The sequence below is a fragment of the Pseudomonas sp. L-22-4S-12 genome (assembly GCF_009799935.1).
In the GTDB taxonomy this organism is placed as follows: Bacteria; Pseudomonadota; Gammaproteobacteria; order Pseudomonadales; family Pseudomonadaceae; genus Aquipseudomonas.
Genome location: NZ_WELL01000003.1, coordinates 111402 through 137850, shown reverse-complemented (window position 1 = coordinate 137850; position 26449 = coordinate 111402). Strand labels below are relative to the sequence as shown.

At 68.0% G+C, this 26449-nt stretch carries 24 protein-coding genes; 14 read left to right on the top strand and 10 right to left on the bottom strand.

Annotated features, from left to right (window positions below; translation table 11 throughout):
- Positions 1–91: 91 nt before the first annotated feature.
- Both F3I16_RS09885 and F3I16_RS09880 read right to left on the bottom strand, forming a co-directional pair.
- Positions 92–1417, bottom strand: coding sequence for a TRAP transporter large permease subunit (locus F3I16_RS09885; protein ID WP_160493506.1), 1326 nt, complete (start codon positions 1415–1417; stop codon positions 92–94).
- Positions 1414–1923 carry a TRAP transporter small permease subunit gene (locus tag F3I16_RS09880; protein ID WP_160493505.1) on the bottom strand — a complete coding sequence of 170 codons (510 nt, stop codon included), beginning with the start codon at positions 1921–1923 and terminating at the stop codon, positions 1414–1416. The genes F3I16_RS09885 and F3I16_RS09880 overlap by 4 nt, the downstream gene beginning before the upstream one ends.
- Positions 1924–2108: 185 nt before the next feature.
- Here F3I16_RS09880 and F3I16_RS09875 point away from each other — a divergent pair, with 185 nt between their 5' ends.
- From F3I16_RS09875 to F3I16_RS21080, 6 genes are all read left to right on the top strand, one after another.
- Positions 2109–3476, top strand: a complete 1368-nt coding sequence (locus F3I16_RS09875; RefSeq protein WP_160493504.1) for a glutamine synthetase family protein — start codon at positions 2109–2111, stop codon at positions 3474–3476.
- A gap of 58 nt (positions 3477–3534) precedes the next feature.
- Positions 3535–4923 carry an aldehyde dehydrogenase family protein gene (locus F3I16_RS09870; RefSeq protein WP_160493503.1) on the top strand — a complete coding sequence of 463 codons (1389 nt, stop codon included), beginning with the start codon at positions 3535–3537 and terminating at the stop codon, positions 4921–4923.
- Between the two features lie 16 nt (positions 4924–4939).
- Positions 4940–6100 (top strand): iron-containing alcohol dehydrogenase, encoded by a 1161-nt coding sequence (locus tag F3I16_RS09865; protein WP_160493502.1) that lies wholly within the window; start codon positions 4940–4942, stop codon positions 6098–6100.
- 133 nt (positions 6101–6233) lie between these two features.
- The gene (locus F3I16_RS09860) at positions 6234–7664 is read left to right on the top strand and encodes a cytochrome ubiquinol oxidase subunit I (RefSeq protein WP_160493501.1); all 1431 of its coding nucleotides are present in this window, start codon (positions 6234–6236) and stop codon (positions 7662–7664) included.
- Positions 7661–8665: a cytochrome d ubiquinol oxidase subunit II gene (cydB, locus tag F3I16_RS09855; protein WP_160493500.1), complete on the top strand. Its 1005-nt coding sequence runs from the start codon at positions 7661–7663 to the stop codon at positions 8663–8665. The genes F3I16_RS09860 and cydB overlap by 4 nt, the downstream gene beginning before the upstream one ends.
- On the top strand, positions 8665–8787 hold the full coding sequence (locus tag F3I16_RS21080; protein WP_218573202.1) for a DUF2474 domain-containing protein: 123 nt from the start codon (positions 8665–8667) through the stop codon (positions 8785–8787). Before cydB ends, F3I16_RS21080 begins: the two co-directional genes overlap by 1 nt.
- Positions 8788–8879: 92 nt before the next feature.
- Here F3I16_RS21080 and F3I16_RS09850 read toward each other — a convergent pair whose 3' ends face one another.
- Complete coding sequence (locus F3I16_RS09850; protein ID WP_160493499.1) at positions 8880–9215, bottom strand: DUF3703 domain-containing protein; 336 nt, start codon at positions 9213–9215, stop codon at positions 8880–8882.
- Positions 9208–9837 (bottom strand): cation transporter, encoded by a 630-nt coding sequence (locus tag F3I16_RS09845; protein WP_160493498.1) that lies wholly within the window; start codon positions 9835–9837, stop codon positions 9208–9210. Before F3I16_RS09845 ends, F3I16_RS09850 begins: the two co-directional genes overlap by 8 nt.
- Before the next feature lie 62 nt (positions 9838–9899).
- Between F3I16_RS09845 and F3I16_RS09840 the strand changes: the two genes are divergently transcribed.
- The gene (locus F3I16_RS09840) at positions 9900–10310 is read left to right on the top strand and encodes a MerR family DNA-binding protein (protein ID WP_160493497.1); all 411 of its coding nucleotides are present in this window, start codon (positions 9900–9902) and stop codon (positions 10308–10310) included.
- Positions 10311–10509: 199 nt separating this feature from the next.
- Positions 10510–11733: an MFS transporter gene (locus F3I16_RS09835; protein WP_160493496.1), complete on the top strand. Its 1224-nt coding sequence runs from the start codon at positions 10510–10512 to the stop codon at positions 11731–11733.
- 33 nt (positions 11734–11766) lie between these two features.
- Here F3I16_RS09835 and F3I16_RS09830 read toward each other — a convergent pair whose 3' ends face one another.
- Positions 11767–12321, bottom strand: coding sequence for a DJ-1 family glyoxalase III (locus F3I16_RS09830; protein WP_160493495.1), 555 nt, complete (start codon positions 12319–12321; stop codon positions 11767–11769).
- Between the two features lie 196 nt (positions 12322–12517).
- Between F3I16_RS09830 and F3I16_RS09825 the strand changes: the two genes are divergently transcribed.
- Positions 12518–13816 (top strand): NCS2 family permease, encoded by a 1299-nt coding sequence (locus F3I16_RS09825; protein WP_160493713.1) that lies wholly within the window; start codon positions 12518–12520, stop codon positions 13814–13816.
- Positions 13813–14898, top strand: coding sequence for a tRNA (uridine(54)-C5)-methyltransferase TrmA (trmA, locus tag F3I16_RS09820; RefSeq protein ID WP_160493494.1), 1086 nt, complete (start codon positions 13813–13815; stop codon positions 14896–14898). The genes F3I16_RS09825 and trmA overlap by 4 nt, the downstream gene beginning before the upstream one ends.
- Positions 14899–14953: 55 nt before the next feature.
- Here the strand turns inward: trmA and adeC are convergent, their stop codons facing one another.
- From adeC to F3I16_RS09805, 3 genes are read right to left on the bottom strand one after another with little or no spacing between them, the layout of a single operon-like run.
- Positions 14954–16384, bottom strand: a complete 1431-nt coding sequence (adeC, locus tag F3I16_RS09815) for an AdeC/AdeK/OprM family multidrug efflux complex outer membrane factor (RefSeq protein WP_160493493.1) — start codon at positions 16382–16384, stop codon at positions 14954–14956.
- Positions 16381–19515: an efflux RND transporter permease subunit gene (locus tag F3I16_RS09810; RefSeq protein ID WP_160493492.1), complete on the bottom strand. Its 3135-nt coding sequence runs from the start codon at positions 19513–19515 to the stop codon at positions 16381–16383. The genes adeC and F3I16_RS09810 overlap by 4 nt, the downstream gene beginning before the upstream one ends.
- 12 nt (positions 19516–19527) lie before the next feature.
- Positions 19528–20667, bottom strand: coding sequence for an efflux RND transporter periplasmic adaptor subunit (locus F3I16_RS09805; RefSeq protein WP_160493491.1), 1140 nt, complete (start codon positions 20665–20667; stop codon positions 19528–19530).
- Positions 20668–20817: 150 nt separating this feature from the next.
- On the opposite strand from F3I16_RS09805, the gene F3I16_RS09800 reads away from it, so the two are divergent.
- Positions 20818–21453, top strand: coding sequence for a TetR family transcriptional regulator (locus tag F3I16_RS09800; protein ID WP_160493490.1), 636 nt, complete (start codon positions 20818–20820; stop codon positions 21451–21453).
- On the opposite strand, the gene F3I16_RS09795 is transcribed toward F3I16_RS09800, so the two are convergent.
- Complete coding sequence (locus F3I16_RS09795; RefSeq protein WP_160493489.1) at positions 21439–21825, bottom strand: DUF4345 family protein; 387 nt, start codon at positions 21823–21825, stop codon at positions 21439–21441. The genes F3I16_RS09800 and F3I16_RS09795 overlap by 15 nt on opposite strands.
- 127 nt (positions 21826–21952) lie before the next feature.
- Here F3I16_RS09795 and F3I16_RS09790 point away from each other — a divergent pair, with 127 nt between their 5' ends.
- Positions 21953–22387, top strand: a complete 435-nt coding sequence (locus F3I16_RS09790) for a DUF411 domain-containing protein (RefSeq protein ID WP_160493488.1) — start codon at positions 21953–21955, stop codon at positions 22385–22387.
- Between the two features lie 67 nt (positions 22388–22454).
- Entirely contained in the window at positions 22455–23327 is an 873-nt protein-coding gene (locus F3I16_RS09785) for a neutral zinc metallopeptidase (RefSeq protein ID WP_160493487.1), read from the top strand.
- A gap of 65 nt (positions 23328–23392) precedes the next feature.
- Here the strand turns inward: F3I16_RS09785 and F3I16_RS09780 are convergent, their stop codons facing one another.
- Complete coding sequence (locus F3I16_RS09780) at positions 23393–24424, bottom strand: AraC family transcriptional regulator (RefSeq protein ID WP_160493486.1); 1032 nt, start codon at positions 24422–24424, stop codon at positions 23393–23395.
- A 159-nt stretch (positions 24425–24583) separates the two neighbouring features.
- Between F3I16_RS09780 and F3I16_RS09775 the strand changes: the two genes are divergently transcribed.
- A complete protein-coding gene (locus F3I16_RS09775) occupies positions 24584–26410 on the top strand; it encodes a long-chain-acyl-CoA synthetase (protein ID WP_160493485.1) in 1827 nt (608 codons plus the stop codon).
- Positions 26411–26449 lie beyond the last annotated feature (39 nt).

The window sequence follows — 26449 nt, the reverse complement described above, 5'->3', positions numbered from 1 at the left end:
TGCGGGCCGGCCGGCAGGGCCCGTCCCGTTTTCCAGGTCAGCGCGCGCACAAGAGACAACCGGAGGCGCCGCCCCGAAAGCTAGAAAGCGTTCAACGCCCGTAGTGCAACTGCGGCAACCACAGGGCGATCTGCGGGAAGACCATGACCAGCACCAGGGTCAGCAGCATGACCAACACGAAGGGGGTTACCGACGCATAGATGTCACGCAGGCTGATTTCCGGCGGTGCCATGGCCCGCATGAGAAACAGGTTGTAGCCGAATGGCGGGGTCATGTAGGCCATCTGGCAGGTGATGGTGTAGAGCACGCCGTACCACACCAGGTCGAAGCCCAGGCTGCCGACCAGGGGGATGTACAGCGGCGCGACGATCACCAGCATGGCGGTGTCGTCGAGGAACATGCCCATCAGGATGAACGACAGCTGCATGAGCAGGAGGATTTCCCAAGGCCCCAGGCCCAGGCTGCCGACGAACAGGTTCTCGATCGCCTTGACCGCGCCGAGGCCATCGAACACCGCGCCGAAGCACAGGGCGGCGAGGATGATCCACATGAACATGCAGGTGATGACCAGGGTCTTGCGCAGGGTATCTTCCATCACCCGGCGGTTCAGCCGGCCCTTGACCAGCGCCGCCAGCAACGCCGCCACCGCGCCCACCGCCGAGCTCTCCACCAGGCTGGTGTAGCCGAGGACGAACAGGCCGGTCATGGCGAAGAAGATGACCAGCGGAATCAGCCCGGCGCGCAGCAGGCGCACCTTCTCGCCCAGGCTGATCTGCGCGCGCTCCTCGGCCGGCAGCGCCGGGCCCATGTCGGGTTTCAACTTGCAGCGGATGACGACATAGAGGATGAACAGGCCGGCCATCAGCAGGCCGGGAAACACCCCGGCCAGCCACAGCTGGCCGACCGGCTGGCGCGCGATCATGCCGTACAGCACCAGCACCACGCTGGGCGGGATCAGGATGCCCAGCGCACTGCCGGCCTGGATCACCCCGGTGACCATGATCTTGTCGTAGCCGCGCCGGAGCAGTTCGGGCAGGGCGATGCTGGCGCCGATGGCCATGCCGGCCACGCTCAGGCCGTTCATCGCCGAAATCACCACCATCAGCAGGATGGTGCCGATGGCCAGCCCACCATGCAGCGGCCCCATCCACACATGGAACATGCGATACAGGTCTTCGGCGATGCCCGACTCGGACAGCATGTAGCCCATGAACACGAACAGCGGCAGGGTCAGCAGCGGGTACCACTTCATCAGCTTCATCGCCGCGCTGAACGGCAGCTCCACCCCGCCGTCGCCCCACAGCAGCAGGGCCGCGGCCGCCGCGACGAAGCCGATGGCGCCGAACACCCGCTTGCCGGTGAGCAGCAACAGCATCATCGAGGAGAACATCAGCAGGGCGATGGGCGACTCGCTCATTCGATAGGTTCCCCGCGGATGTGGGCCAGGTCGCGGAACAGCGTGGCAATCGCCTGCAGCAGCATCAGCGCCACGCCGATGCACATCACCACCTTGATCGGCGCCATGCGCGGCGACCAGGCCGAGTAACTGGTTTCGTCGTACTCGAAGGCGTACCAGGTCGAGGAGATGCCGCCGTACAGCAGCAACACCAGATAGAACAGCAGAAAGCCCACGGTCAGCACATCGACCCAGGCGCGGGTACGCAGCGTCCAGCGGCTGTACAGCAGGTCCATGCGCACATGGCCGTCGAGCTGCATGGAGTAGGCGCCGCCCAGCAGGAAGTAGGCGACCATGAGGAACTGCGCGACTTCCAGGGTCCAGATCGCCGGCTCGAACGCCACCTTGCTCAGCGAGGAGTAGAACAGCACCCCGAGGATGGCGAAGATCAGATACATGGCGCAGCGACCGACCCAGCGGTTGATCCGCTCTACCACGCGCACATACCCGCGGATTGCCTTGTGCATGAGCCTGTCTGCCAAGTTGTCCTTATCTGGCACAGCCTAGACCAGCTTCGTCACTTGCCAACCTGACCGCCCGGGCAGGCGCGGAAAATCGACTAGAGTCAGAAGCATCCCGCCCCGCGGGATTCGCTCACGCACAGCACAAAAACAACAGGCCGCGGTAGCGGCCGCGCCTGCGGAGAACTGCGATGACTGCCCCACTCACCCTGGCCCAGCTGCGCCAGCACGCCGAAGCCGGCACCGTCGATACCGTCCTGGCCTGCATGGTCGACATGCAGGGCCGCCTGATCGGCAAACGCTTCCAGATCGAGTTCTTCCTCGACAGCGCCCATGAAGAGACCCACGGCTGCGACTACCTGCTGGCCGACGACATCGACATGGAGCCGGTGCCCGGCTATGCGGCGGCCAGCTGGAAACGCGGCTACGGCGACTTCGTGTTCAAGCCCGACCTGTCCACCCTGCGCCTGGTGCCCTGGCTGGAAGGCACCGCCCTGGTCCTGTGCGACGTCCAGGACAACCACCATCACGACCTGCCGCACAGCCCGCGGGCCATCCTCAAGCGGCAGATCGCCCGCCTGACCGAGCGCGGCTACCGGGGCATGTTCGCCTCGGAGCTGGAGTTCTACCTGTTCGACCAGAGCTACGAGAGCATCCACGCCCAGCACTACCGCGAGCCGCGCACGGCCAACTACCACATCGAGGACTACGGCATCCTGCAGACCATCCGCGACGAGCCGGTGCTGCGCGCCATCCGCAAGCACCTGCAGGCCGCCGGCATCGCCGTGGAGAACTCCAAGGGCGAATGGGGCCCGGGCCAGGAAGAGATCAACGTGCGCTACGCCGATGCGCTGACCATGGCCGACAACCACAGCCTGATCAAACACGCCTGCAAGGAGATCGCCATGCTGCAGGGCAAGGCCATCACCTTCATGGCCAAGTGGAACTACAACCTGGCCGGCTCCAGCAGCCATGTGCACAACTCGCTGTGGAGCCTGAAGGGCAACCAGCCGCTGTTCTTCGATGCCAAGGCCGAGTTCGGCATGTCCAAGCTGATGCGCCAGTGGGTCGCCGGCCAGCTCAAGTACGCCAGCGACATCACCTACTTCCTCGCTCCCTACATCAACTCCTACAAGCGCTTCCAGGCCGGCACCTTCGCCCCCACCCGCGCGGTGTGGAGCAACGACAACCGCACCGCCGGCTTTCGCCTGTGCGGCGAAGGCGGCAAGGGCATCCGCATCGAATGCCGCATCGGCGGCGCCGACCTCAACCCCTACCTGGCCTTCGCCGCGCTGATCGCCGCCGGCCTGGCCGGCATCGACGAGCAGCTGGAACTGCCGGCGCCCTTCTCCGGCGACGCCTATGAACACGAGGAACTGCCCGAGGTGGCCAAGACCCTGCGCGGCGCCACCGATGCCCTGGCCCGTTCGACCATGTTGCGCGCGGCCCTGGGCGACGAGGTGATCGAGCACTACCTGCACACCGCGCGCTGGGAGCAGTCGGAGTACGACCGCCGGGTGACCGACTGGGAGCTGCGCCGCGGTTTCGAACGCTACTGACGGCAGCCTGGGTGGAAAGCCCCGGCCTGTTCCACCCCACTCATGAAAAGGAGATCCGATGAACAGCATTCGCCTGATTTCCCCGGTCGACGGCAGCCTGTATGCCGAACGCCCCCATGCCAGTTCCAGCCAGCTGGAGCAGGCCCTGGCCGAGGCCCGGCAAGCCCAGCGCGCCTGGCGCGAGCTGAGCATCGAGCAGCGCGCCGGCTACTGCCTGAAAGCGGTGGACGCCATGCTGGCGATGAGCGATGAGATAGTCCCCGAGCTGGCCTGGCAGATGGGCCGCCCGGTGCGCTATGGCGCCGGCGAGCTGCGCGGCTTCGAGGAGCGCGCGCGCTACATGGTCGGCATCGCCGCCCGCGCCCTGGCCGATGTGGTGCCGCCGCCGAAGGAGGGGTTCCGCCGCTATGTCCGCCGCGAACCGCTGGGCACGGTGCTGGTCATCGCACCGTGGAACTACCCCTACCTGACTGCGGTGAACGCCATCATCCCGGCGCTGATGGCCGGCAACGCCGTGCTGCTCAAACATGCCAGCCAGACCCTGCTGGTCGGCGAGCGCTTCGCCCTGGCCTTCGAGCGCGCCGGCCTGCCCCACGGGCTGTTCCGCAACCTGGTACTGGACCACGGCCAGACCGCCACCCTGATCGCCTCCGGGCATGTGCAGCAGGTCAACTTCACCGGTTCGGTGGAAGGCGGCCGGCTGATGGAAAGCGCCGCCGCCGGCCACTTCATCGGCGTCGGCCTGGAACTGGGCGGCAAGGACCCGGCCTATGTGCGCGGCGACGCCAACCTGGCCCACGCGGTGGAGAATCTGGTCGACGGCAGCTTCTTCAACTCCGGGCAGAGCTGCTGCGGCATCGAGCGCATCTATGTGGACCAGGCGCTGTACCCGGCCTTCGTCGAGGGTTTCGTCGAGCTGACCAAGCAATATGTATTGGGCAACCCGCTACAGGAGGCCACCACCCTCGGCCCGCTGGTGCGCAGCGAGGCCGCCGAGTTCGTCCGCGGGCAGATCGCCGAGGCCAGGGCCAAGGGCGCCAAGGCGCTGATCGAGGCCAAGAGCTTCGCCGCCGACGCGCCCGGCAGCGCCTACCTGGCGCCGCAGGTGCTGGTGCAGGTCAATCACGACATGGCCGTGATGCGCCAGGAAAGCTTCGGCCCGGTGGTCGGCATCATGCCGGTGGCCGGCGACGCCGAGGCCATCGCCCTGATGAACGACAGCCCCTACGGCCTCAGCGCGGCGATCTGGAGCAGCGACCTGGAGGCCGCCGAACGCATCGGCCAGCAGCTCGACACCGGCACGGTGTTCATGAACCGCTGCGACTACCTCGACCCGGCTCTGGCCTGGACCGGGGTCAAGCACAGCGGCCGCGGCGCCACGCTGTCCAGCCTCGGCTACGAACACCTGACCCGGCCCAAGTCCTTCCACCTGCGTCATCAGCTCTGACCTCAGGGAGCCCGCCATGAGCAAGACCGCCAACTGGAACTACCCCACCTCGGTACGCTTCGGCGTCGGCCGCATCCAGGAGCTGCCCGAGCTGTGCCGGAGCCTGGGCATGCTGCGCCCGCTGCTGGTCACCGACCGCGGCCTGGCCAGCGCGCCGATCACCACCGCCGCCCTCGCCGCGCTGCAGGCCGCCGGCCTGGGCGCCGCCTGCTTCAGCGAGCTGAAGCCGAACCCGGTGGAAAGCAACCTGGCCGCCGGCCTCGCCGCCTACCACGCCGGCCAGCACGACGGGGTGGTCGCCTTCGGCGGCGGCAGCGGCCTGGACATGGGCAAGCTGATCGCCTTCATGAGCGGGCAAACACGACCGGTGTGGGACTTCGAGGATGTCGGCGACTGGTGGACCCGCGCCGACCCCAAGGGCATCGCGCCGATCATCGCCGTGCCGACCACCGCCGGCACCGGCTCGGAAGTCGGCCGCGCCGGCATCCTCACCGACGAGCGCACGCACACCAAGCGCATCATCTTCCACCCGCAGATGATGCCGAAGATCGTCATCAGCGACCCGGCGCTCTCCGTCGGCATGCCGGCCTTCATCACCGCCGGCACCGGCATGGACGCCTTTTCCCACTGCCTGGAGGCCTACTGCGCGCCGGGCTTCCACCCGCTGGCCGACGGCATCGCGGTGGAGGGCATGCGCCTGGTGGCCGGCGCCCTGGTGCGCGCGGTCAAGCAGCCGGACGACCTCGACGCCCGCGCCGACATGCTCGCCGCCGCCGCAATGGGCGCCACCGCCTTCCAGAAGGGCCTGGGCGGCATGCACGCCCTGGCCCACCCGATCGGCGCGCTGTACGACACCCACCACGGCATGACCAACGCGGTGCTGATGCCCTATGTGCTGAAGTTCAACCGCCGCGTGATCGAGGAACGCATCACCCGCCTGGCCGCCTACCTGGGCCTGTTCAACCCCGGTTTCGACAGTTTCCTCGAACTGGTCATGCACCTGCGCAGCGACACCGGCGTGCCGCACAGCCTGGCCGAGCTGGGCGTAGACGACAGCCAGGCCGCGCTGATCGCGCAGATGGCGGTGGTCGACCCCTCCGCCGCCGGCAACCCGCAACCGCTGAGCGAGGCGGACTGCGCGGCGCTGTTCAGCGCCGCGCTCAAGGGCCAGCTGTAACGCCCCCTGCCCCGTCAGCGGGAGGGACGGCACGGCCCCTGCGACAAATTGCCTGGTGCGACAATCCGCCGACTACGACGAAAGTCGTAATGCGCAGATGATTGACCCAGATCAATTTATCGAGGGGCCCTTTATGTTTGGCCTGGACGCTCTGGAACTGGCGCGCCTGCAGTTCGCCTTCACCATCTCCTTCCACATCGTGTTTCCCGCCATCAGCATCGGGCTGGCCAGCTACCTGGCCGTACTCGAAGGCCTGTGGCTGAAGACCAAGAACGAGGTCTACTACGACCTGTACCGCTTCTGGCTGCAGATCTTCGCCGTGGCCTTCGGCATGGGTGTGGTCTCCGGGGTGGTGATGAGCTACCAGTTCGGCACCAACTGGAGCCAGTTGTCCACGGCGGCCGGCAGCATCATGGGGCCGCTGCTGACCTACGAGGTGCTCACCGCCTTCTTCCTCGAGGCCGGCTTCCTCGGCATCATGCTGTTCGGCCTGAACAAGGTGGGCAAGGGCCTGCACTTCTTCGCCACCCTGATGGTGGCCATCGGCACGCTGATCTCGACCTTCTGGATTCTCTCCTCCAACAGCTGGATGCAGACGCCGCAGGGCCATAGCCTGGTCGACGGCATCTTCTACCCGGAAAGCTGGTGGGACATCGTGTTCAACCCGTCCTTCCCCTACCGCCTGGCGCACATGGCGGTGGCGGCCTTCCTCAGCACCGCCTTCATCGTCGGCGCCACCGCGGCCTGGCACCTGCTCAAGGGCAAGCGCGACCCGGCCACCCGCATGATGTTCTCCATGGCCCTGTGGATGGCCTTGCTGGTGGCGCCGGTGCAGGCCTTCATCGGTGACCTGCACGGCCTCAACACCCTCAAGTACCAGCCGGCCAAGGTGGCCGCCATGGAAGGCCACTGGGACACCGAGAAGGGCGTGCCGCTGTTGCTGTTCGGCATCCCCGACATGGAAGCGGAAACCACCAAGTACGCCATCGGCATCCCGCGCCTGGCCAGCCTGATCCTCACCCACGACCTCGACGGCGAGATCAAGGGCCTCAAGGACTGGGCACCGGAAGACCGGCCCAACGTACCCATCGTGTTCTGGAGCTTCCGCGTGATGATCGGCCTCGGCCTGCTGATGATCCTCGCCGGCGTGCTCGGCCTGTGGCTGCGCCTGCGCGGGCGGCTGTACGAGTCGCCGGGACTGCAGCGCTTCGTGCTGCTGATGGGCCCGGCCGGGCTGGTCGCCCTGCTCGCCGGCTGGGTCACCACCGAAGTCGGCCGCCAGCCCTGGGTGGTCTACGGCCTGCTGCGCACCTCGGACGCGGTGTCCAACCACAGTGCCGGGCAGATGGGCACCACCCTGGGCATCTTCGTGGTGGTCTACCTGGCGGTGTTCGGCGTCGGCATCACCTACCTGCTGCGCATGATGCGCAAGGGCCCGGTGCTCGGCCTGCTGCACAGCCACGCCGTGGAAGAACAAGCCGGCCCCGGCCACCCGCGCACGCCATCGCGACCGCTTTCGGCTGCCGATGAAAGCGTCGACGATGAACAGGAGCAACGCCCATGACTATCGACCTGCCGCTGATCTGGGCCGGGGTGATCGCCTTCGGCATCCTCATGTACGTGGTGATGGACGGCTTCGACCTCGGTATCGGCATCCTCTACCCCTTCTTCCGCGACAAGGAAGAACGCGACGCCATGATGAACACCGTGGCGCCGATCTGGGACGGTAACGAGACCTGGCTGGTCCTCGGCGGCGCCGGGCTGTTCGCCGCCTTCCCGCTGGCCTACTCGGTGGTGCTCACGGCGCTGTACCTGCCGCTGGTGATCATGCTGATCGCCCTGATCTTCCGTGGCGTGGCCTTCGAGTTCCGCTTCAAGGCCAAGCGCACCCGTTACGTGTGGGACGCAGCCTTCATCTGGGGCTCGATCGCCGCAACCTTCGCTCAGGGCGTGGTGCTGGGCGCCTTTATCGAGGGCATCAAGGTGGAAAACCGCCAGTTCGCCGGTGGCGCCTTCGACTGGCTGGCGCCCTTCCCGCTGTTCTGCGGTGCCGGGCTGGTGGTCGGCTACGCCATGCTCGGCTGCGCCTGGCTGCTGATGAAGACCGAGGGCCGCCTGCAGCACAAGATGTACCGGCTGATGCTGCCGCTGACCTGCCTGCTGCTCCTGTTCATCAGCGCGGTGAGCATCTGGACGCCGCTGACCCAGCCGGCCATCGCCCAGCGCTGGTTCAGCCTGCCCAACCTGTTCTACTTCATCCCGGTACCGACCCTGGTGGCGGTGACCGTGCTCGGCATCGTCCGCGCCATCGCGCTGAAGAAGGACAAGCAGCCCTTCGTGCTGACCCTGGCGCTGATCGCCCTGGCCTACACGGGCCTGGCCATCAGCCTGTGGCCGAATATCGTGCCGCCGTCGCTGAGCATCTGGGACGCCTCGGCGCCGGCCAGCAGCCAGGCTTTCGCCCTGGTCGGGGTGACCATCATGGTGCCGATCATCCTGATCTACACCGCCTACAGCTACTGGGTGTTCCGCGGCAAGGTACGGGTCGGCGAGGGCTACCACTGATGGACGCGCCGAAACCGCCGCTGGCCAAGCGCCTGGCCTGGTTCGCCGTCCTCTGGCTGGGCGGGGTGGCGGCGGTCAGCCTGCTGGCCTATGCCATCAAGTGGGGCATGGGCCTGGCCTGAGCGCCCGTAGGTTGGGTTGAGGAGCGCAGCGACGAAGCCCAACGATCACCACCTAAACCCCACCTGTTGGGCTTCGCTGCGCTCAACCCAACCTACTCCAGCAGCCGCTTCAGCTCCGCGCTGAGCGGCATCGGCTGGAATGCGCTGACCCGCGCCCGGCCGCTGTTGCCGACTGGCACCCAGATCCGCGAGAACAGCAGCGCGGCGACGATGCGCGGCAGCTGCCCGAGCACCTCGCGCCAGTCGCGCGCCTGCCAGCCGGCGCGCAGCATCAACCAGTGCGCTTCGGCATGGGCCAGCGGCAGGCGCTGCCCGAGGATATGCGCCCGCTCCAGGCTGCGCAGCGCGGCCTGCGCCTCGCCCGCCCGCAGGGCGTGGCGGGCCTCGGCGAAGGCAGCCGCCAGGGCGGCCCGGGCGGCGCTACGCATGGCTGGAACCCCGCTCCTCGCTGATCTCCTCGCGGGCATGGCGCAACACCTGGATCGCCGCGCTGATCGCCAGCGCCGCCATGATCGCCGCCACCAGCAGGTCGGGCCAGGCGCTGCCGGTACCGAACACGCCCAGCGCCGCTGCCAGCACGGCCAGGTTGCCCAAGGCATCGTTGCGCGAGCACAGCCAGACGCTGCGCATGTTGCTGTCGCCCTCGCGGTAGGCATACAGCAGCGCCGCCACGCCGACGTTGGCCGACAGCGCCAGCAGCCCGACCAGGCCCATGGTCGGCGCGCTCGGCACGCCGCCCTGCAACTGCTGCCAGATCGTCGTGGCGAGCACGCCGACGCCGAACAGCAGCATGCACAGCGCCTTGAACTGCGCGGCACGGGCCCGCAGCACCAGGCCCATGCCGAGCACCCACAGGCTGATCGCGTAGTTGCCGGCATCGCCGAGGAAGTCCAGCGAGTCGGCCAGCAGCGACACCGAGCCGGCGCGCAGCCCCGCGCCGATTTCCACGGCGAACATGGCGAAGTTGACCGCCAGCGCGATCCACAGGATCTTGCGGTAGCGCCGCGAGCGGCTGACCTCCTGGTCGTGATTGCAGCAATGAGCGCCCATTTGGCATCTCCTTGGTTCAGGTGCAGACTAGGCTAAACCCTGTAGTCGCTACGGAGTCAAGCATGGACAAGCCTCTTACCATCGGCGCCCTCAGCCGCGAGAGCGGCGTCAATCTGGAGACCATCCGCTTCTACGAGCGCTCCGGTCTACTGCCCGAACCGCAACGCAGCAGCGCCGGCTACCGCCACTACCAGGCGATGGACGTGCGCCGCCTGCGCTTCATCCGCCGCGGCCGCGAGCTGGGCTTCAGCCTGGAGGAAATCCGCAGCCTGCTGGATCTCGCCGCCCGCCCCGAAAGCCCCTGCGCCAGTGCCGACCAGATGGTGCGCGAACACCTGGAAACCATCGCCGCGCGCATCCGCGACCTGCAGAGCATGCAGGCCGAGCTGAACAAGATCGCCGGCTGCCAGAGCGGCCACGCCGAACACTGCCGCCTGCTGGAAGCCCTGGACAGCCGCGACTGCTGCGCCTGAGGAGGGCAAGCCAAACATCTGTCGTAGGGTGCGCCATGCGTGCCCTACGGCCGCTCACGCCGACATCCGCAAGCCAGGTTGAGTCATCCGCTGCATACACGTTCGATTGACGAACACCGCCTGCGCCAATGGCAACGTTGGCAGCCGCCAGCCATGCTAGGCTGGCGAACCTCGTTAGCCGCCTAAGCATCTCGCCGCCATGTCCGACCTTAGCCTGCGCCAGCACAAGCCGTTCCTGGCCTTCTGGCTGGCCCGCGTTTTCACCGCCAGCGGCTTCCAGATGCTCACCGTGGCCATCGGCTGGCACCTCTACCAGCTCACCGGCAGCGTGCTCAACCTGGGCCTGGTCGGCCTCGCCGAATTCCTCCCGCGCCTGCTGTTCATGCTGCATGCCGGGCATGTCGCCGACCGCTTCGAGCGGCGCAAGATCGCCGCCGCCTGCCAGAGCCTGCAGGCCCTGGTGGCGCTGGCGCTGCTGCTCGGCAGCAGCACCGACAGCGTCAGCCGCGAGCTGATCTTCGCCCTGGCCTTCCTCCTCGGCCTGGCGCGCACCTTCGAGATGCCGGCAACCCAGGCGCTGCTGCCCAATGTGGTGCCGGCCGAGCTGTTCCCCCGTGCCGTGGCCGCCTCGGCCTCGGCCATGCAGGCGGCGACCATAGTCGCCCCGGCCCTCGGCGGCTTGCTCTACGCCTTCGGCGCGCAGTGGGTGTACGGCCCCGGCGTGCTGCTCTACGTCATGGCCTGCGCCCTGATGCTGGGCCTGCGCGCCCGCGGCCAGGTGCTGCGCAAGGAACGCGCCTCGCTGGAGTCGCTGCTGGCCGGAATCCGCTTCATCCGCAGCAAGCCGGACGTACTCGGCTCGATCTCCCTCGACCTGTTCGCCGTACTGCTCGGCGGCGCTACCGCGCTGCTGCCGGTATTCGCCAAGGACATCCTGCTCACCGGGCCCTGGGGCCTCGGCCTGCTGCGTTCGGCGCCGGCGGTCGGCGCGCTGCTGATGTCGCTGTGGCTGGCGCACTTCCCGATCGAGCGGCGCACCGGGCCGATCATGTTCGCCTCGGTGGCGATCTTCGGCGTGGCGACCATCGCCTTCGGCCTGTCCACCTCGTTCTGGTTCAGCCTGGCAGTGTTGGTGATATTGGGCGCGGCGGACATGATCAGCATGGTTATCCGCGGCACCCTGGTACAACTGGAAACCCCGGACGCCATGCGCGGCCGGGTCAGCGCGGTGAACGGCCTGTTTATCGGCGCCTCCAACCAGCTCGGCGAGTTCGAGTCCGGGGTCACCGCGGCCTGGTTCGGCACCGTGCCGGCGGTGGTCATCGGCGGCGCCGGCACCCTGCTGATCTGCGGCACCTGGATCAAGCTGTTCCCCAGCCTGGCGCGACGCGACCGCCTGCACCCGGCGCCGCCACTATCCTGATGCCCCGCCCTGCATGAAAGGGTTGAGTGCCCCTCAGGGCACCAGCATCGCCTCGGCCACCGCCTTGCACCTGGCCTTGCCGACCAGTTGTTCGACCAGGGTCAGGGCGAACTCCAGCGCGGTGGCCGGGCCCTGGCTGGTGATGCAGTTGCCGTCGACCACCACCGGCTGATCGACGAAGGTGCAGCCGGACAGGCGGTCGCTGAATGCCGGGTAGCAGGTCATCCGCCGCTGCTTGAGCACCCCGTAGCCCTGCAGGGCCAGGGCCGGGGCGGCGCAGATGGCGGCGAACAGCTTGCCGGCCTTGGCCTGCTCCTGAACCTTCTGCGCCAGCGGGCCGTGCTCGGCCAGGTGCTGGGCACCGGGCATGCCGCCCGGCAGGACGATCAGGTCGAAGTCCTGGGCCAGCACGTCGATCAGCATGGCGTCGGCGGTGATCCGCGAGCCACGGGCGCAGGTGAACATGCGCCGGTTCTCGATGCAGGCCACCAGCACTTCGATCTCGGCGCGGCGCAGCACGTCGATCAGGGTCACGGTTTCAATGTCTTCCACGCCGTCGGCGACGGCGATCAGGGCACGCAGGGTCATGGCGGTTCTCCTTGCGGACGGCGACCAATGCTGTCCGTCCGGTCATAAATTCACCGTTGGCAGGTGAGCTGGTATGATGCGCCGCTTTTCCGGATCTGGCTCGAATCTGCCGGCGTTTTCCTTCACACCGGCGGCCTTTGTGCTTTGCTTTCGCGCAGTCCGCCCCTTACTCACGCAGCGGTTCATGGGAGCCAACATGCTGGAAAAGCTGTTCCAACTCAAGGCGCACAACACCAACGTGCGTACCGAGATTCTCGCCGGTGTCACCACCTTCCTGACCATGGCCTACATCCTCTTCGTCAACCCGGCGATCCTTGGTGAGACGGGCATGGACAAGGGCGCGATCTTCGTCGCCACCTGCCTGGCCGCGGCCATCGGCTCGGCGCTGATGGGCCTGATCGCCAACTACCCGATCGCCCTGGCGCCGGGCATGGGCCTCAACGCCTTCTTCACCTATACCGTGGTCCTGCACATGGGCCACAGCTGGCAGGTGGCGCTGGGTGCGGTGTTCATCTCCGCCACCCTGTTCTTCCTGCTGTCGATCTTCCGCATCCGCGAGTGGATAGTGAACAGCATCCCGCTGCCGCTGCGCTCGGCCATCGCCGCCGGCATCGGCCTGTTCCTCGCGCTGATCGCGCTGAAGGAAGCCGGCCTGGTGATCGCCAACCCGGCCACCCTGGTCGGCCTCGGCGACCTGCACGCACCCGGCCCGCTGCTGGCGATCCTCGGCTTCTTCCTGATCGTCGCCCTGGAAGCGCGCCGCGTTACCGGCGCGGTGATGATCGGCATCCTCGCGGTCACCGCCCTGGCCATCGCCCTGGGCGTCACCCCGTTCGGCGGCGTGCTGTCGATGCCGCCGTCGCTGGCGCCGACCTTCCTCCAGCTGGACATCATGGGCGCGCTGGACGTGGGCATGATCAGCGTGATCTTCGCCTTCCTGTTCGTCGACCTGTTCGACAATACCGGCACCCTGATCGGCGTGGCCAAGCGCGCCGGGCTGATGAGCAAGGACGGCCACCTGCCGAAGATGGGCCGTGCGCTGATCGCCGACAGCGCCGCGGCCATGGGCGGCTCGCTGCTCGGTACTTCCACGACCACCAGCTACATCGAGTCGGCCTCCGGCGTCGCCGCCGGCGGGCGCACCGGCCTGACCGCCTGCGTGGTCGCCGTGCTGTTCCTCCTGGCCCTGTTCTTCGCCCCGCTGGCCGGCACCGTGCCGGCGTTTGCCACCGCCCCGGCGCTGCTGTTCGTCGCCGTACTGATGACCTCGGGCCTGGCCGAAATCGACTGGGACGACATCACCGTCGCCGCCCCCGTGGTGATCACCGCCCTGGCCATGCCGCTGACCTTCTCCATCGCCAACGGCATCGCCTTCGGCTTCATCAGCTGGGTGCTGATCAAGGCCCTGGCCGGGCGCTTCAAGGAACTCAACCCGGCCCTGGTGATCCTCGCCGCGATCTTCGTCATCAAATTCGGATTTACCGCCAGCGCATGAGCCAGAACCGAGACCAGGCGGCCTACGCCGCCCAGCTGAACGACAAGGTGGCGCGCCTGCGCGAGCTGCTGGCACCCTTCGCCGCCCCCGAGCCGCAAGTGTTCGTCTCGCCGGGCGAGCATTACCGTTTGCGCGCCGAGTTCCGCCTGTGGCGCGAGGCGGAAGAGCGCCACTACGCGATGTTCGCCGCCGGCGACAAGCACACGCCGATTTTGATCGACGAGTTCCCCATCGCCAGCCTGCGCATCAACGAGCTGATGCCCAAGCTGAAGGCGGCCTGGCAGGCCAGCCGGGTGTTGTCGTTCAAGCTGTTCCAGGTCGAGTTCCTCACCACCCTGGCCGGCGATGCGCTGATCACCCTGTGCTACCACCGTCCGCTGGACGCCGCCTGGCAGGCCGAGGCCGAACAGCTGGCGGCCAGCCTGGGCGTCAGCCTGGTCGGCCGCTCGCGTGGCCAGCGCCTGGTGATCGGCCGCGATTACGTGCAGGAAGAACTGCAGGTGGCCGGGCGCAGCTTCCGCTACCGCCAGCCGGAAGGCGCCTTCACCCAGCCCAACGGCCTGGTCTGCCAGCAGATGCTGCAGTGGGCCTTTGATGCCCTCGGCGAACGCGAGGATGACCTGCTGGAGCTGTACTGCGGCAACGGCAACTTCACCCTGCCGCTGTCGACCCGGGTCAGGAAGGTATTGGCCACCGAGATCAGCAAGAGCTCGGTGAATGCCGCCCTGGCCAACCTGGCCGACAACGGCATCGACAACATCGAGCTGGTGCGCCTGTCCGCCGAGGAGCTGACCCAGGCCCTCAACGAGGTGCGCCCGTTCCGCCGCCTGGCCGGCATCGACCTGAAGTCCTACGACTTCGGCGCGGTGTTCGTCGACCCGCCGCGCGCCGGCATGGACCCGGACACCTGCGAGCTGACCCGGCGCTTCGACAATATCCTGTACATCTCCTGCAACCCGGAGACCCTGGCCGCCAACATCGCCCAGCTCAGCGACACCCACCGCATCGAGCGCTGCGCCCTGTTCGACCAGTTCCCCTGGACCCATCACATGGAAGCAGGCGTGCTGCTGGTCAGGCGCTGATCGCACCCACAAAAAAGCCCCGGCATGCCGGGGCTTTTTCGTTTCAGGCGGACGTTCAGTCCTGCGCCGGCGCGGTCGCCAGCTGGGTCTGTTCGTTCCAGCCGCCGCCGAGGGCCTTGTACAGCTCGACCTCGCTGGTCAGCTGGGCCAGGCGGTCGCCGATCAGCTGCTGACGCACGCTGAACAGCTGGCGCTGGGCATCGAGCAGGGTCAGGTAGCTGTCCACCCCGGTGCGGTAGCGCCGTTCGGCCAGGCGGTAGTACTCCTCGTTGGTCTTCACCAGGGCGCGCTGGGCTTCCAGCTGCTGCTGGTAGGTGGCGCGCGCGGCGAGGCCGTCGGCCACCTCCTGGAAGGCAACCTGGATGGCCTTCTCGTAGCCGGCCACCTGGATATCCTGCTGCAGCTCGGCATAGTCCAGGCTGGCCCTGAGCCTGCCGGCGTTGAAGATCGGCAGGCTGATGCTGGGCTGGAACAGCCAGCTGCCGGAGCCGGCGTCGAACAGGCCGGCGAGGTCCGGGCTGAGGCTGCCGGCGTTGGCGGTCAGGCTGACGCTGGGGAAGAACGCCGCGCGCGCCGCGCCGATATTGGCGTTGGCGGCCTTGAGCTGGTGCTCGGCCTGGCGCAGGTCCGGGCGCCGCTGCAGCAGGTCGGACGGCAGGCCGGCCGGCACCTCCAGCAGCAGGTCGTCGTTCAACGGCTGACCGGCAGGCAGGCCGCCGGCCTTGCCGCTGCCGAGCAGCACGACCAGGGCGTTGCGATCCTGGGCCACCTGGCGGCTGTACTGCGCCAGGCTGACCTGGGCGCTCTCCACCGCGCTGCGCGCCTGGGCCAGGGCCAGGGCATCGGCCACGCCGACATCGAAGCTGCGCTGGGTCAGGGCGAAACTCTGCTGGTAGGTCTTGAGGGTGTCCTGGGTCAGCTGCAGCAGTTCCTGGTCGGCCTGCAGGGTCAGCCAGGCGTTGGCCACGCTGGCCACCAGGGCGATCTGCGTGGCGCGGCGCGCTTCCTCGCTGGCGAAGTACTGCTGCAGCGCCTGCTGATCGAGGCTGCGCAGGCGGCCGAACAGGTCCAGCTCCCAGGCACTGGCACCCAGGGTCGCGCTGTACTGGCTGTTGATGCCCGCCTCGCCGCCGTCGGACAGGCTGCCCGGCAGGCGCTGGCGGCTGGCACCGCCATCGGCCGAGATGCTGGGGAACAGCGCGCTGCGCTGGATCTGCCGCTGCGCGGCATAGGCCTCGACGTTCAGCGCGGCCACGCGCAGGTCGCGGTTGTTGGCCAGGGCGGTGTCGATCAGGCCCTGCAACGCCGGGTCCCTGAAGAACGCACGCCAGCCCAGGTCGGCGGCGACGCTCACGCTCTGCGCGGTGCCGGCCTCGCTCGGCCAGGCGCTGTCCACCGGGGACGCGGGGCGCAGGTAGTCGGGGATCAGCGAGCAGCCGCCGAGCAGAACGCTGGCGACGGCAAGGGACAACAGGGACTGCCTCACTGGACGGCCTCCTCTCTGATGGCATCTTTGCTGCGCTTGTCCTTGAACAGGGAGCAGACCAGCACGTAGAACAGCGGCACCCAGAAGATCGCCAGCACGGTGGCGGTGAACATGCCGCCGATCACCCCGGTACCGATGGCGTGCTGGCTGCCGGAACCGGCGCCGTTGGAGATGGCCAGCGGCACCACGCCGAGGATGAACGCCAGCGAGGTCATGATGATCGGCCGCAGGCGCATGCGGCAGGCTTCCAGCGCCGCGTCGAACAGGCTCTTGCCCTGCTCGTGCAGCTCCTTGGCGAACTCGACGATGAGAATCGCGTTCTTCGCCGACAGGCCGATGGTGGTGAGCAGACCGACCTGGAAGAACACGTCGTTGCTCAGCCCGCGCAGGCTGGTGAACAACAGCGCGCCGATCACCCCAAGCGGCACCACCAGCATCACCGAGAAGGGAATCGACCAGCTCTCGTACAGCGCCGCCAGGCAGAGGAACACCACCAGCAGCGACAGGGCGTACAGCGCCGGGGCCTGGGCGCCGGACAGGCGTTCCTCGTAGGACAGCCCGGTCCAGGAGTAGCCGACCCCGGCCGGCAGCTGCCGGGCGATCGCTTCGACCGCCGCCATGGCCTCGCCGGAGCTGTGGCCAGGAGCCGGCTCGCCGAGGATTTCCACCGCCGACACGCCGTTGTAGCGCGACAGCTTGGGCGGGCCGTAGGTCCACTCGCCGCTGGCGAAGGCGCTGAACGGCACCATCTGCCCGGCATCGTTGCGCACGTACCACTTGTTCAGGTCCTCGGGGCCCATGCGCGCCTCCGACTCGCCCTGCAGGTAGACCTTCTTCACCCGCCCGCGGTCGATGAAGTCGTTGACGTAGCTGGCGCCCCAGGCGATCGACAGGGTGGAGTTGATCTCCGCCAGGGCCAGGCCGTGGGCACGGGCCTTCTCGTCGTCGATCAGCAGCTGGTATTGCGGCTCGTCGCGCAGGCCGTTGGCGCGCACGCGGTTGAGCACCGGGTTCTGCTTGGCCAGCTGGAGGAACTGGTCGCGGGCGGCGTTGAGCGCCTCGTGGCCGACCCCGGCGCGGTCCTGCAGGAACAGATTGAAGCCGGTGGCGTTGCCCAGCTCCATCACCGCCGGCGGGGCGAAGGCGAACACCATGGCGTCGCGCAGGCCGAAGAAGTGCTGCTGCGCGCGCTGCGCCAGCTCGGCCACGCTCTGCCCGGCGGCGGTGCGCTCACCCCAGGGCTTGAGCATGATGAAGGCCATGCCCGAGCTCTGCCCGCGGCCGGCGAAGTTGAAGCCGGTGACGGTGAACACCGACTTCACCGTGTCCTTCTCGTCGTCCAGCAGGTACTCGCGCATCTGGTCGACCACCGCCTGGGTACGCTCGGCGCTGGCGCCGGCCGGCGTCTGCACCTGGGCGAACAGCACGCCCTGGTCTTCCTCGGGGAGGAAGGCGGTGGGGATGCGGGTGAACATCCAGGCCATCACGCCGAGGATCACCACGTACAGCAGCAGGTACGGCGCCTTGCGCGTGAGGATGGCGCGCACGCCGCGCTCGTAGCCCTGCACGCCGCGCTCGAAGCTGCGGTTGAACCAGCCGAAGAAGCCGCGCTTCTCGTGGTGGCCCGGGGCGACGGGCTTGAGCAGGGTGGCGCACAGCGCCGGGGTGAAGATCAGCGCCACCAGCACCGACAGGGCCATGGCCGAGACGATGGTGATCGAGAACTGGCGGTAGATCACTCCGGTGGAGCCGCCGAAGAAGGCCATCGGCAGGAACACCGCCGACAGCACCAGGGCGATGCCGACCAGCGCGCCCTGGATCTGCCCCATGGACTTGCGCGTGGCCTCCAGCGGCGACAGGCCTTCCTCGGCCATCACCCGCTCGACGTTCTCCACCACGACGATGGCGTCGTCCACCAGCAGGCCGATGGCCAGGACCATGGCGAACATGGTCAGGGTGTTGATGGTGAAGCCGAACATCGCCAGCACGCCGAAGGTGCCGAGCAGCACCACCGGCACCGCCAGGGTGGGGATGATAGTGGCGCGCAGGTTCTGCAGGAACAGGAACATCACCAGGAACACCAGGACGATGGCCTCGCCCAGGGTGTGGATCACCCCCTCGATGGAGGCCGAGACCACCGGCGTGGTGTCGTAAGGGAACACCACCCTCATCCCGGCCGGGAAGAACGGCTCCAGTTCCTTGATGGTGTCGCGCACCGCCTGGGCGGTATCCAGGGCGTTGGCCCCGGTGGCCAGCTTGATCGCCATGCCGGAGGCCGGCATGCCGTTGTACTGGGCGCTGATGCTGTAGTTCTCGCCCCCCAGCTCGACCTTGGCCACGTCGCGCAGGCGCACCTGCGAGCCGTCGCGGTTGACCTTGAGCAGGATGGCGCCGAACTGCTCGGCCGTCTGCAGGCGGGTCTTGCCGATGATGGTGGCGTTCAGCTGGTTGCCCGGCGAGGCCGGCAGGCCGCCGAACTGGCCGGAGGACACCTGCACGTTCTGCGCGACGATGGCGCTCTTCACATCCACCGGGGTCAGCTGGAAGTTGTTCAGCTTGGCCGGATCGAGCCAGATGCGCATGGCGTACTGCGCACCGAACACCTGGAAGTCACCCACGCCCTTGGCCCGCGAGATCGGGTCCTGGATGTTGGAGACGATGTAGTTGGCCAGGTCGTTCTTGTCCATGCTGCCGTCTTCGGAGACGACGCCGAGCACCAGCAGGAAGTTCTTCACCGCCTTGGTCACGCGGATGCCCTGCTGCTGGACCTCCTGCGGCAGCAGCGGGGTGGCCAGCTGCAGCTTGTTCTGCACCTGCACCTGGGCGATGTCGGGGTTGGTGCCCTGCTCGAAGGTGGCGGTGATGCTCATGCTGCCGTCGGAGTTGCTCTCCGAGCTGATGTAGCGCAGGCCGTCGATGCCGTTGAGCTGCTGCTCGATCACCTGCACCACGGTGTCCTGCACCGTCTGCGCCGAGGCGCCGGGGTAGCTGACCTGGATGCCGACGGCGGGCGCGGCGATGCTCGGGTACTGGTTGATCGGCAACTTGAGGATGGCCAGGCCACCGGCCAGCATGATCACCAGGGCGATCACCCAGGCGAAGATCGGCCTGTCGATGAAGAATCGGGACATCTACTGCTCTCCTCAGTGGCGCTTGGCCAGACCGCTCTGCTCGCTCGGCTCGGCGGCCACGTTGCCTGCCGGCGCGACCTTGACCTGGTCGCCCGGGCGCACGTACTGCAGGCCCTCGGTGATCAGCCGGTCGCCGGCCTGCAGGCCGGCGCTGACCAGCCAGCGGTTGCCACTGGTGCGCTCGGCCTGCAGCTGGCGCAGCTCGACCTTGTCGCCGGCGCCGACCACCAGCGCGGTGGCCTGGCCCTTGAGGTCGCGGGTCACGCCTTGCTGCGGGGCGAGAATGGCCTGCTGCTTGACCGCCGAATTGAGGCGGGCATGCACGAACATGCCCGGCAGCAGGTCGTGCGCGGGGTTGGGAAACACCGCGCGCAGGGTCACCGAGCCGGTGCCCTCGTCCACCGACACCTCGGAGAATTCCAGGATGCCGCTGTGCGGGTAGGTGCTGCCGTCTTCCAGGGTCAGGGACACCTTGGCGGCCTTGCCGGCCTGCTCCAGCTGGCCCGCGGCCAGCTCGCGACGCAGGCGCAGCAGCTCGGCGCTGGACTGGGTGACGTCGACGTAGATCGGGTCGAGCTGCTGGATGGTGGCCATGGCCGTGCTCTGGCCGTTGCTGACCAGCGCCCCCTCGGTCACCGTCGAACGCCCGACGCGGCCGGCAATCGGCGCCAGCACGCGGGTGTAGCGCAGGTCGATGCGCGCCTTCTCCAGCGCGGCCTCGGCCTGCAGGCGGGCGGCCTCGGCCTCGTCGTAGGCCTGCTGGCTGACCGCCTTGTCCACCACCAGCTCCTTGTAGCGCACAGCCAGCGAGCGGGCCGAGACCTGGCTGGCCTCGGCGCTCTTCAGGCTGGCGGCGTAGCTGGCGGCGTCGATCTGGTACAGCTGCTGGCCGGCCTTGACCTCGGAGCCCTCGGTGAACAGGCGCTTCTGGATGATGCCGTCGACCTGCGGGCGCACCTCGGCGATGCGGAAGGCGGCGGTACGTCCCGGCAGTTCGGTGGTCAGGGTGTAGGGCTGGGCGGCGAGCGTGACTACGCCGACCTGCGGTACTTGGGCGGCTGGCGGCGTCGGCGCCTCGCCACAACCGGAGAGGGCCAGTATGGCCAGCGCGAGCGCGGATACCGCAGCGGCGGAGGCTGGTTGCTTCAGCATCTGAATCGACCTCATGTCTGAATGACCCGGGGCAGAGCGGGCAAGGAAGTGTTTAGCTAGCTAACGAATATACTTACATACTAGAATGTTTGTAAACGTGCAAAACTGACGCCGTCGCCAACTTTTCCCAACCTTTACACAACACCGACCATGGCCAGACGCACCAAAGAGGAAGCCGAAGAAACCCGCCAGTCGATCCTCGACGCGGCCGAACGGCTGTTCCACGACCGCGGCGTTTCCCGCACCTCGCTGGCCGATATCGCCAGCGCTGCCGGGGTGACCCGTGGCGCCATCTACTGGCACTTCGAGAACAAGGTCGACCTGTTCCAGGCCATGCTCGAACGCCTGCACCTGCCGCTGGAGGAGCTGGCCCAGGCCAGCGAGAGTGAAGACGAGCCCAACCCGCTGGGGCAGACCCGCGAGCTGCTGACCCGCCTGCTGCGCAACCTCGAACTGGACGCGCAGACCCGGCGCGTTCAGGAGATCCTGCAGCACAAGTGCGAGTACACCGATGATCTGGGCGACCTGCGGCAGAAGATGCAGGCGCTGCACCTGGAGTGCGACGAACGTATCGAGAAGTCGCTGCGCAACGCGGTCAGCAAGGGCCAGTTACCGGCCGACCTCGACTGTCGCCGCGCCACCCTGTGCCTGCACGGCTATATCCATGGCCTGCAGGCCAACTGGCTGCTGGCGCCAGGCGGCGACTCGCTGGCGGCGCAGGCCGAGCCGCTGGTCGACGCCCTGCTCGACATGCTGCGCTGCAGCCACGCCCTACGCCGCCGCTGAGCGGCGCAACAGCCAGAACGCCAACCCGGCCGAAACCACCTCGAACAGCATGGCGTAGAGGTTGAAGGTCTGCTGCGCGCCGCCGTCCAGCCACAGGCCGGCCATGCGCGTCAGCGCCAGGGCGGCGTAGAGCAGCACCAGCAGGCTCAGCGCCGGGCGCAGCAGGTCGAGGCGGGCCAGCGCCAGCAGCAGGTAGGCGGCCAGGCCCAGCTGCAGGCCGCCGTAATAGGCACGCACATCGGTGATCGCCGCCGGCGCCATCAGCAGCATGCCGCTGAGGTTGGCCAGCTCGTGCGGCCTGACCAGGTAGGCCAGGCCGAAGCCGGCGAGGATCAGGGCCTGCACGGCCAGGAAGATACGCGCGGACAGCATGGAGCAACCCTCCTCACATTGGTGACCCCGAGCATAGGCCCGGCACTCGCAGACTGAAACAGTCTGGCGCTGGGACTGTGCGCGGCGCGGCGTTATCCTGCCGCGACCACCTTCCGGAGACTCCGCCATGCGCCGCCTGCTGCTCGCCACCGCCCTGTTCGCCGCCGCCACCAGCCAGGCCGCGGAAACCATCAGCATGGACGTCCACCGCGATGCCAACTGCGGCTGCTGCAAGGCCTGGATCAGCCACCTCGAAGCCAACGGCATCCAGGTCAACGACCATGTCGAAACCGACATGAGCGCGGTCAAGAGCCGCCTCGGCGTACCGCCGCGCCTGGCCTCGTGCCACACCGGAGTGATCGACGGCAAGTTCGTCGAGGGCCACGTGCCGGCCAGCGACATCCTCAAGCTGCGCCAGCGTCCCGACCTGCTCGGCGCCGCCGTACCGGGCATGCCCCATGGCTCGCCCGGCATGGAGACCGGCACGGTGCATGCCTACCAGGTGATCGGCCTGGACAAGGACGGCCAGGAACAGGTGCTGGCCGACTATCCGGCCAAGTGACCACGGGCTGGCGCGCTCCCGCCGAGGCGACGACACTAACAACCTCGACGGACTGAAGGAGTGGATCATGCGCTGGCAACGGGCACGACGCAGCGACAACGTGGTGGACGCCCGCGGCGGCGGTGGCGGCATGCGCTTCGGCGGCGGCAAGGGCCTCAGCCTCGGCGGTATCGCCATAGTCGTGGTGGTCGGCCTGCTGATGGGCCAGGACCCGCTGACCATCCTCGGCAACGTGGTCAACCAGGGCACGCAGCAGGGCGCCCCGGTGCAGGAACAGCGCGCCCCTGCGGCCAACGACCCGCAGAGCGAATTCGTCCGCGCCGTGCTGGGCGACACCGAGGACACCTGGCGCGCCCTGTTCCAGGCCGGCGGCAAGCAGTACCAGGACCCGAAACTCGTCCTCTTCAGCGGCGGCGTACGCTCGGCCTGCGGCTTCGCCGATGCCGCGGTCGGGCCCTTCTACTGCCCCGGCGACCGCCAGGTCTACCTCGACCTGAGCTTCTTCCGCGAACTGGAAACCCGCTTCGCCGCCGCCGGCGATTTCGCCCAGGCCTACGTGATCGCCCACGAGGTCGGCCACCATGTGCAGACCCTGCTCGGCGTCTCGGCCAAGGTCAACGCGGCGCGCCAGCGCGGCGAGCGGGTGGAGGGCGACAATGGCTTGCTGGTGCGCCAGGAACTGCAGGCCGACTGCCTGGCCGGGGTCTGGGCCCACCATGCCCAGCGCCGCCTGGACTGGCTGGAACCGGGCGATCTGGAAGAAGCGCTGAACGCCGCCAACGCCATCGGCGACGACCGCCTGCAGCATCAGGCCCGCGGCACAGTGATGCCCGACTCCTTCACCCACGGCACCTCGGCCCAGCGCGAGCGCTGGTTCAAGGCCGGCTTCGAACGCGGTGAAGTGGGCCGCTGCGATACCTTCAAGGCGGCACGGCTCTAGCCGCTTCGTAGGGTGCGCCGTGCGCACCACCAGCACCGTAGAGGCCCTGGTGCGCACGGCGCACCCTACAAACTCGCCGACTCCGCGCCGGCCTGCTGCTGGTAGGCCTTGGGCGACAGGCCGAACCAGCCCTTGAACGCCTTGTAGAAGGCACTCGGCTCACTGAAACCCAGCTCGCGGCTGAGCGCCTCGACCCGGCAGCCCGGCTGCGCCAGGCGCTGCACGGCATAGCTGCGGCGTACCTGAGCCAGTAGCTCGGAGAAGCAGCAGTCCTCTTCACGCAAGTGGCGGTGCAGGGTTTGCCGGCTGATGCCCAGGCGCCGCGCCACGCCCGCCACCGACAGCTCGCCGCTCGGCAAGCCACGCTCGATCTGCTGCAGCACCTGGGCGCGTACGCTGCGCTGCGCGGGCAACTGCGCCTGCATGTCGCTCACGCGCTGCTGCATCAGGCCCTTGAGATAGGCATTGGCCCCCGGCACCGGCAGGAGCAGATCGCTCGCTAGCACCTCCAGATAATCGGAGTCCTCGGCGAAGCGCGCCGGCACGCCGAACACCTGCCTATAGATCGCCGGCGCCGCCAGTGGCGCATGGCGAAAACCCACCGCCTGCGGCACCAGCCGCACGGCGGTGAGCTGGCGCGCCCAGCACAGCGCCGAGCTGACGCTGTGCTCGCTGGCCACGGCGTGGCCGAGCAGCGGCGCATTGAACAGAAAATGCACGCGCAGGCGCGCGCCGTGCGGCTCGACATGCAGGTTCTCGCCCTCGCTCATGACCGGGATGTAACGCCGGAACAACTCGATCGCCTCGCCCAAGGTGGCGCTCTGCGCGGCCAGGTGGGCGACCGGGCCGCGGGTGTGCAGGCCGCGCCGCTGACCGACCAGCAGACCGATCTCGGGAGGCGCACCGCGACTGATGGCGCACTGCCAGAGGTGCAGTGCCCAGCGCACCGGCACGCGCATCTCCAGGTCCGTCAACTGTTCCGGCGCGACGCCCAGCTCTTGCAGATCGTCCGGGCCGACCAGGCCGAAGCCCTGCAGCGACAGGTACAGATCGAGCAACTGCGAGGCGGTCGCGCTGGGAGTGTTCGCCAGCAGCATGGGCAATCCTTTCGCCAACCGAGGGAGTCCGATTGTGCGCGCCCCGTGAGACGAATTGCCAGTCCCCTGCAACCCCTGGCTATCAACAGCCGGGCAGCGACTGACTAGATTGAGCGGCAAACAACATCGAGTGCCTCGCACCGCCTGGAGTCCCGCACCATGAGTCATGCCGACCTGATCACCCTGCCCCGCCTGCTATCCCGCCTGCCCCGCCTGCTCGTCGATCTGCCAGGCATCGTCAAGGGCCTGCATATCGGCAACCGCAGCCGCGGCGCCTATCCCGTCAGCCTGGCCAGCTGCATCGAGACGGCGGCACACGACAACCCCAACGGCGCGGCACTGATCCAGGACGATGAGCAGCTCAGCTACGCCGAACTCGAGCGCTGGACCAACCAGCTGGCGCACTACCTGCGTGCCCATGGCCTGCGCCAGGGCGACAGCGTCGCGCTGATGTTCGAAAACCGCTTCGAGCTGCTCGCCGGGGTCATCGCCTGCGCCAAGCTCGGGGCGGTCAGCGCGCTGATCAACAGCAGTCAGCGCGGCCGTGTCCTGACACACAGCATCAGGCTGGCGGCGCCGCGCATGGTGCTGGTCGGCGAAGAGCTGCTCGCCGCCTTTGGCGAAGTCGCCGATGAGCTGGCACTGCCTGCCGAGGCCTGTCACTACTTTGCCGATCGCCCGACCTGGCGCGACCCGGGCGAGGCCCCCGCGGGCTGGCACAACCCGGCGGCCGAGCTGCACGACTACCCGGTAAACGCGCCCTTGCTGGAGCGTGCAGTACGCGCCGACGACCCCTGTTTCTTCATCTACACCTCCGGCACCACCGGCCTGCCGAAAGCCGTGGTGTTCAACCACGGGCGCTTCATGAAGGGCTACGGCGCCTTCGGTTTCGCCGCCGTGCGCCTGGGCCGCACGGACCGCATGTACGTCAGCCTGCCGTTCTACCACGGCACCGCCATGGTGGTGTGCTGGGGCTCGGTACTGGCCGGCCAGGCGGCGCTGATCATGGTGCGCAAGTTCAGCGCCAGCCGTTTCTGGGACGAGGTGCAGCGCCACCAGGCGACCGCCTTCGGCTATGTCGGCGAGCTGTGCCGCTACCTGCTGGACCAGCCGCAACGCCCCGCCGACGCCGCCAACCCGATCCGGGTGATGGTCGGCAATGGCCTGCGCCCGAGCATCTGGCAGACCTTCAAGCAGCGCTTCGCGGTCGAGCGGGTAGTCGAACTGTATGCCTCCAGCGAGGGCAATATCGGCTTCACCAACCTGCTCAACCTGGACAATACCGTGGGCTTCTCGCCCTACCCCTACGCCATCGTCCGCTACGACCAGGAGCGCGAGGCGCCGCTGCGCGAGAACGGCCGCCTGCAACGCGTGACCAAGGGTGAGGCCGGCCTGCTGCTGGGCAAAATCACCGAGAAATCGCCGTTCCACGGCTATACCGATGCACGCGACACCGAGCGCTGCATCCTGCGCGACGTGTTCGAGCCAGGCGATGCCTGGTTCAACACCGGCGACCTGATGCGCGACATGGGTTTCCGCCATGCCCAGTTCGTCGACCGCCTGGGCGATACCTTCCGCTGGAAAGGCGAGAACGTCTCCACCACCCAGGTCGAGGCCGTACTCGATGCGGTGGCGCAGATCAGTGAGACGGTGGTTTACGGCGTCGAGATCGCCAACACCAACGGCCGCGCTGGCATGGCCTGTATCCGCCTGGCCTGCGCCCCGCAGGATTTCGACTTCCGCGCCCTGCTCGCGCACCTGCGCCAGGAACTGCCGGCCTATGCCGTGCCGCTGTTCCTGCGCCTGAGTGCGCAGCTGGAAACCACCGGCACCTTCAAGCACAAGAAGGCGCCGTTGAAGGAGCAGGCCTATGACCTCGACCGCTGCAGCGATCCGCTGTATGCCTGGCTGCCCGGCAGCGACTGCTACGTGCCACTGACCCGTGAGCTGCAGGCAGCCATCGCCGCTGGGACCTATCGCTACTAAGACGAGTAGTTTTGCGCACCGCGGCCTGCGCGTGGTCGC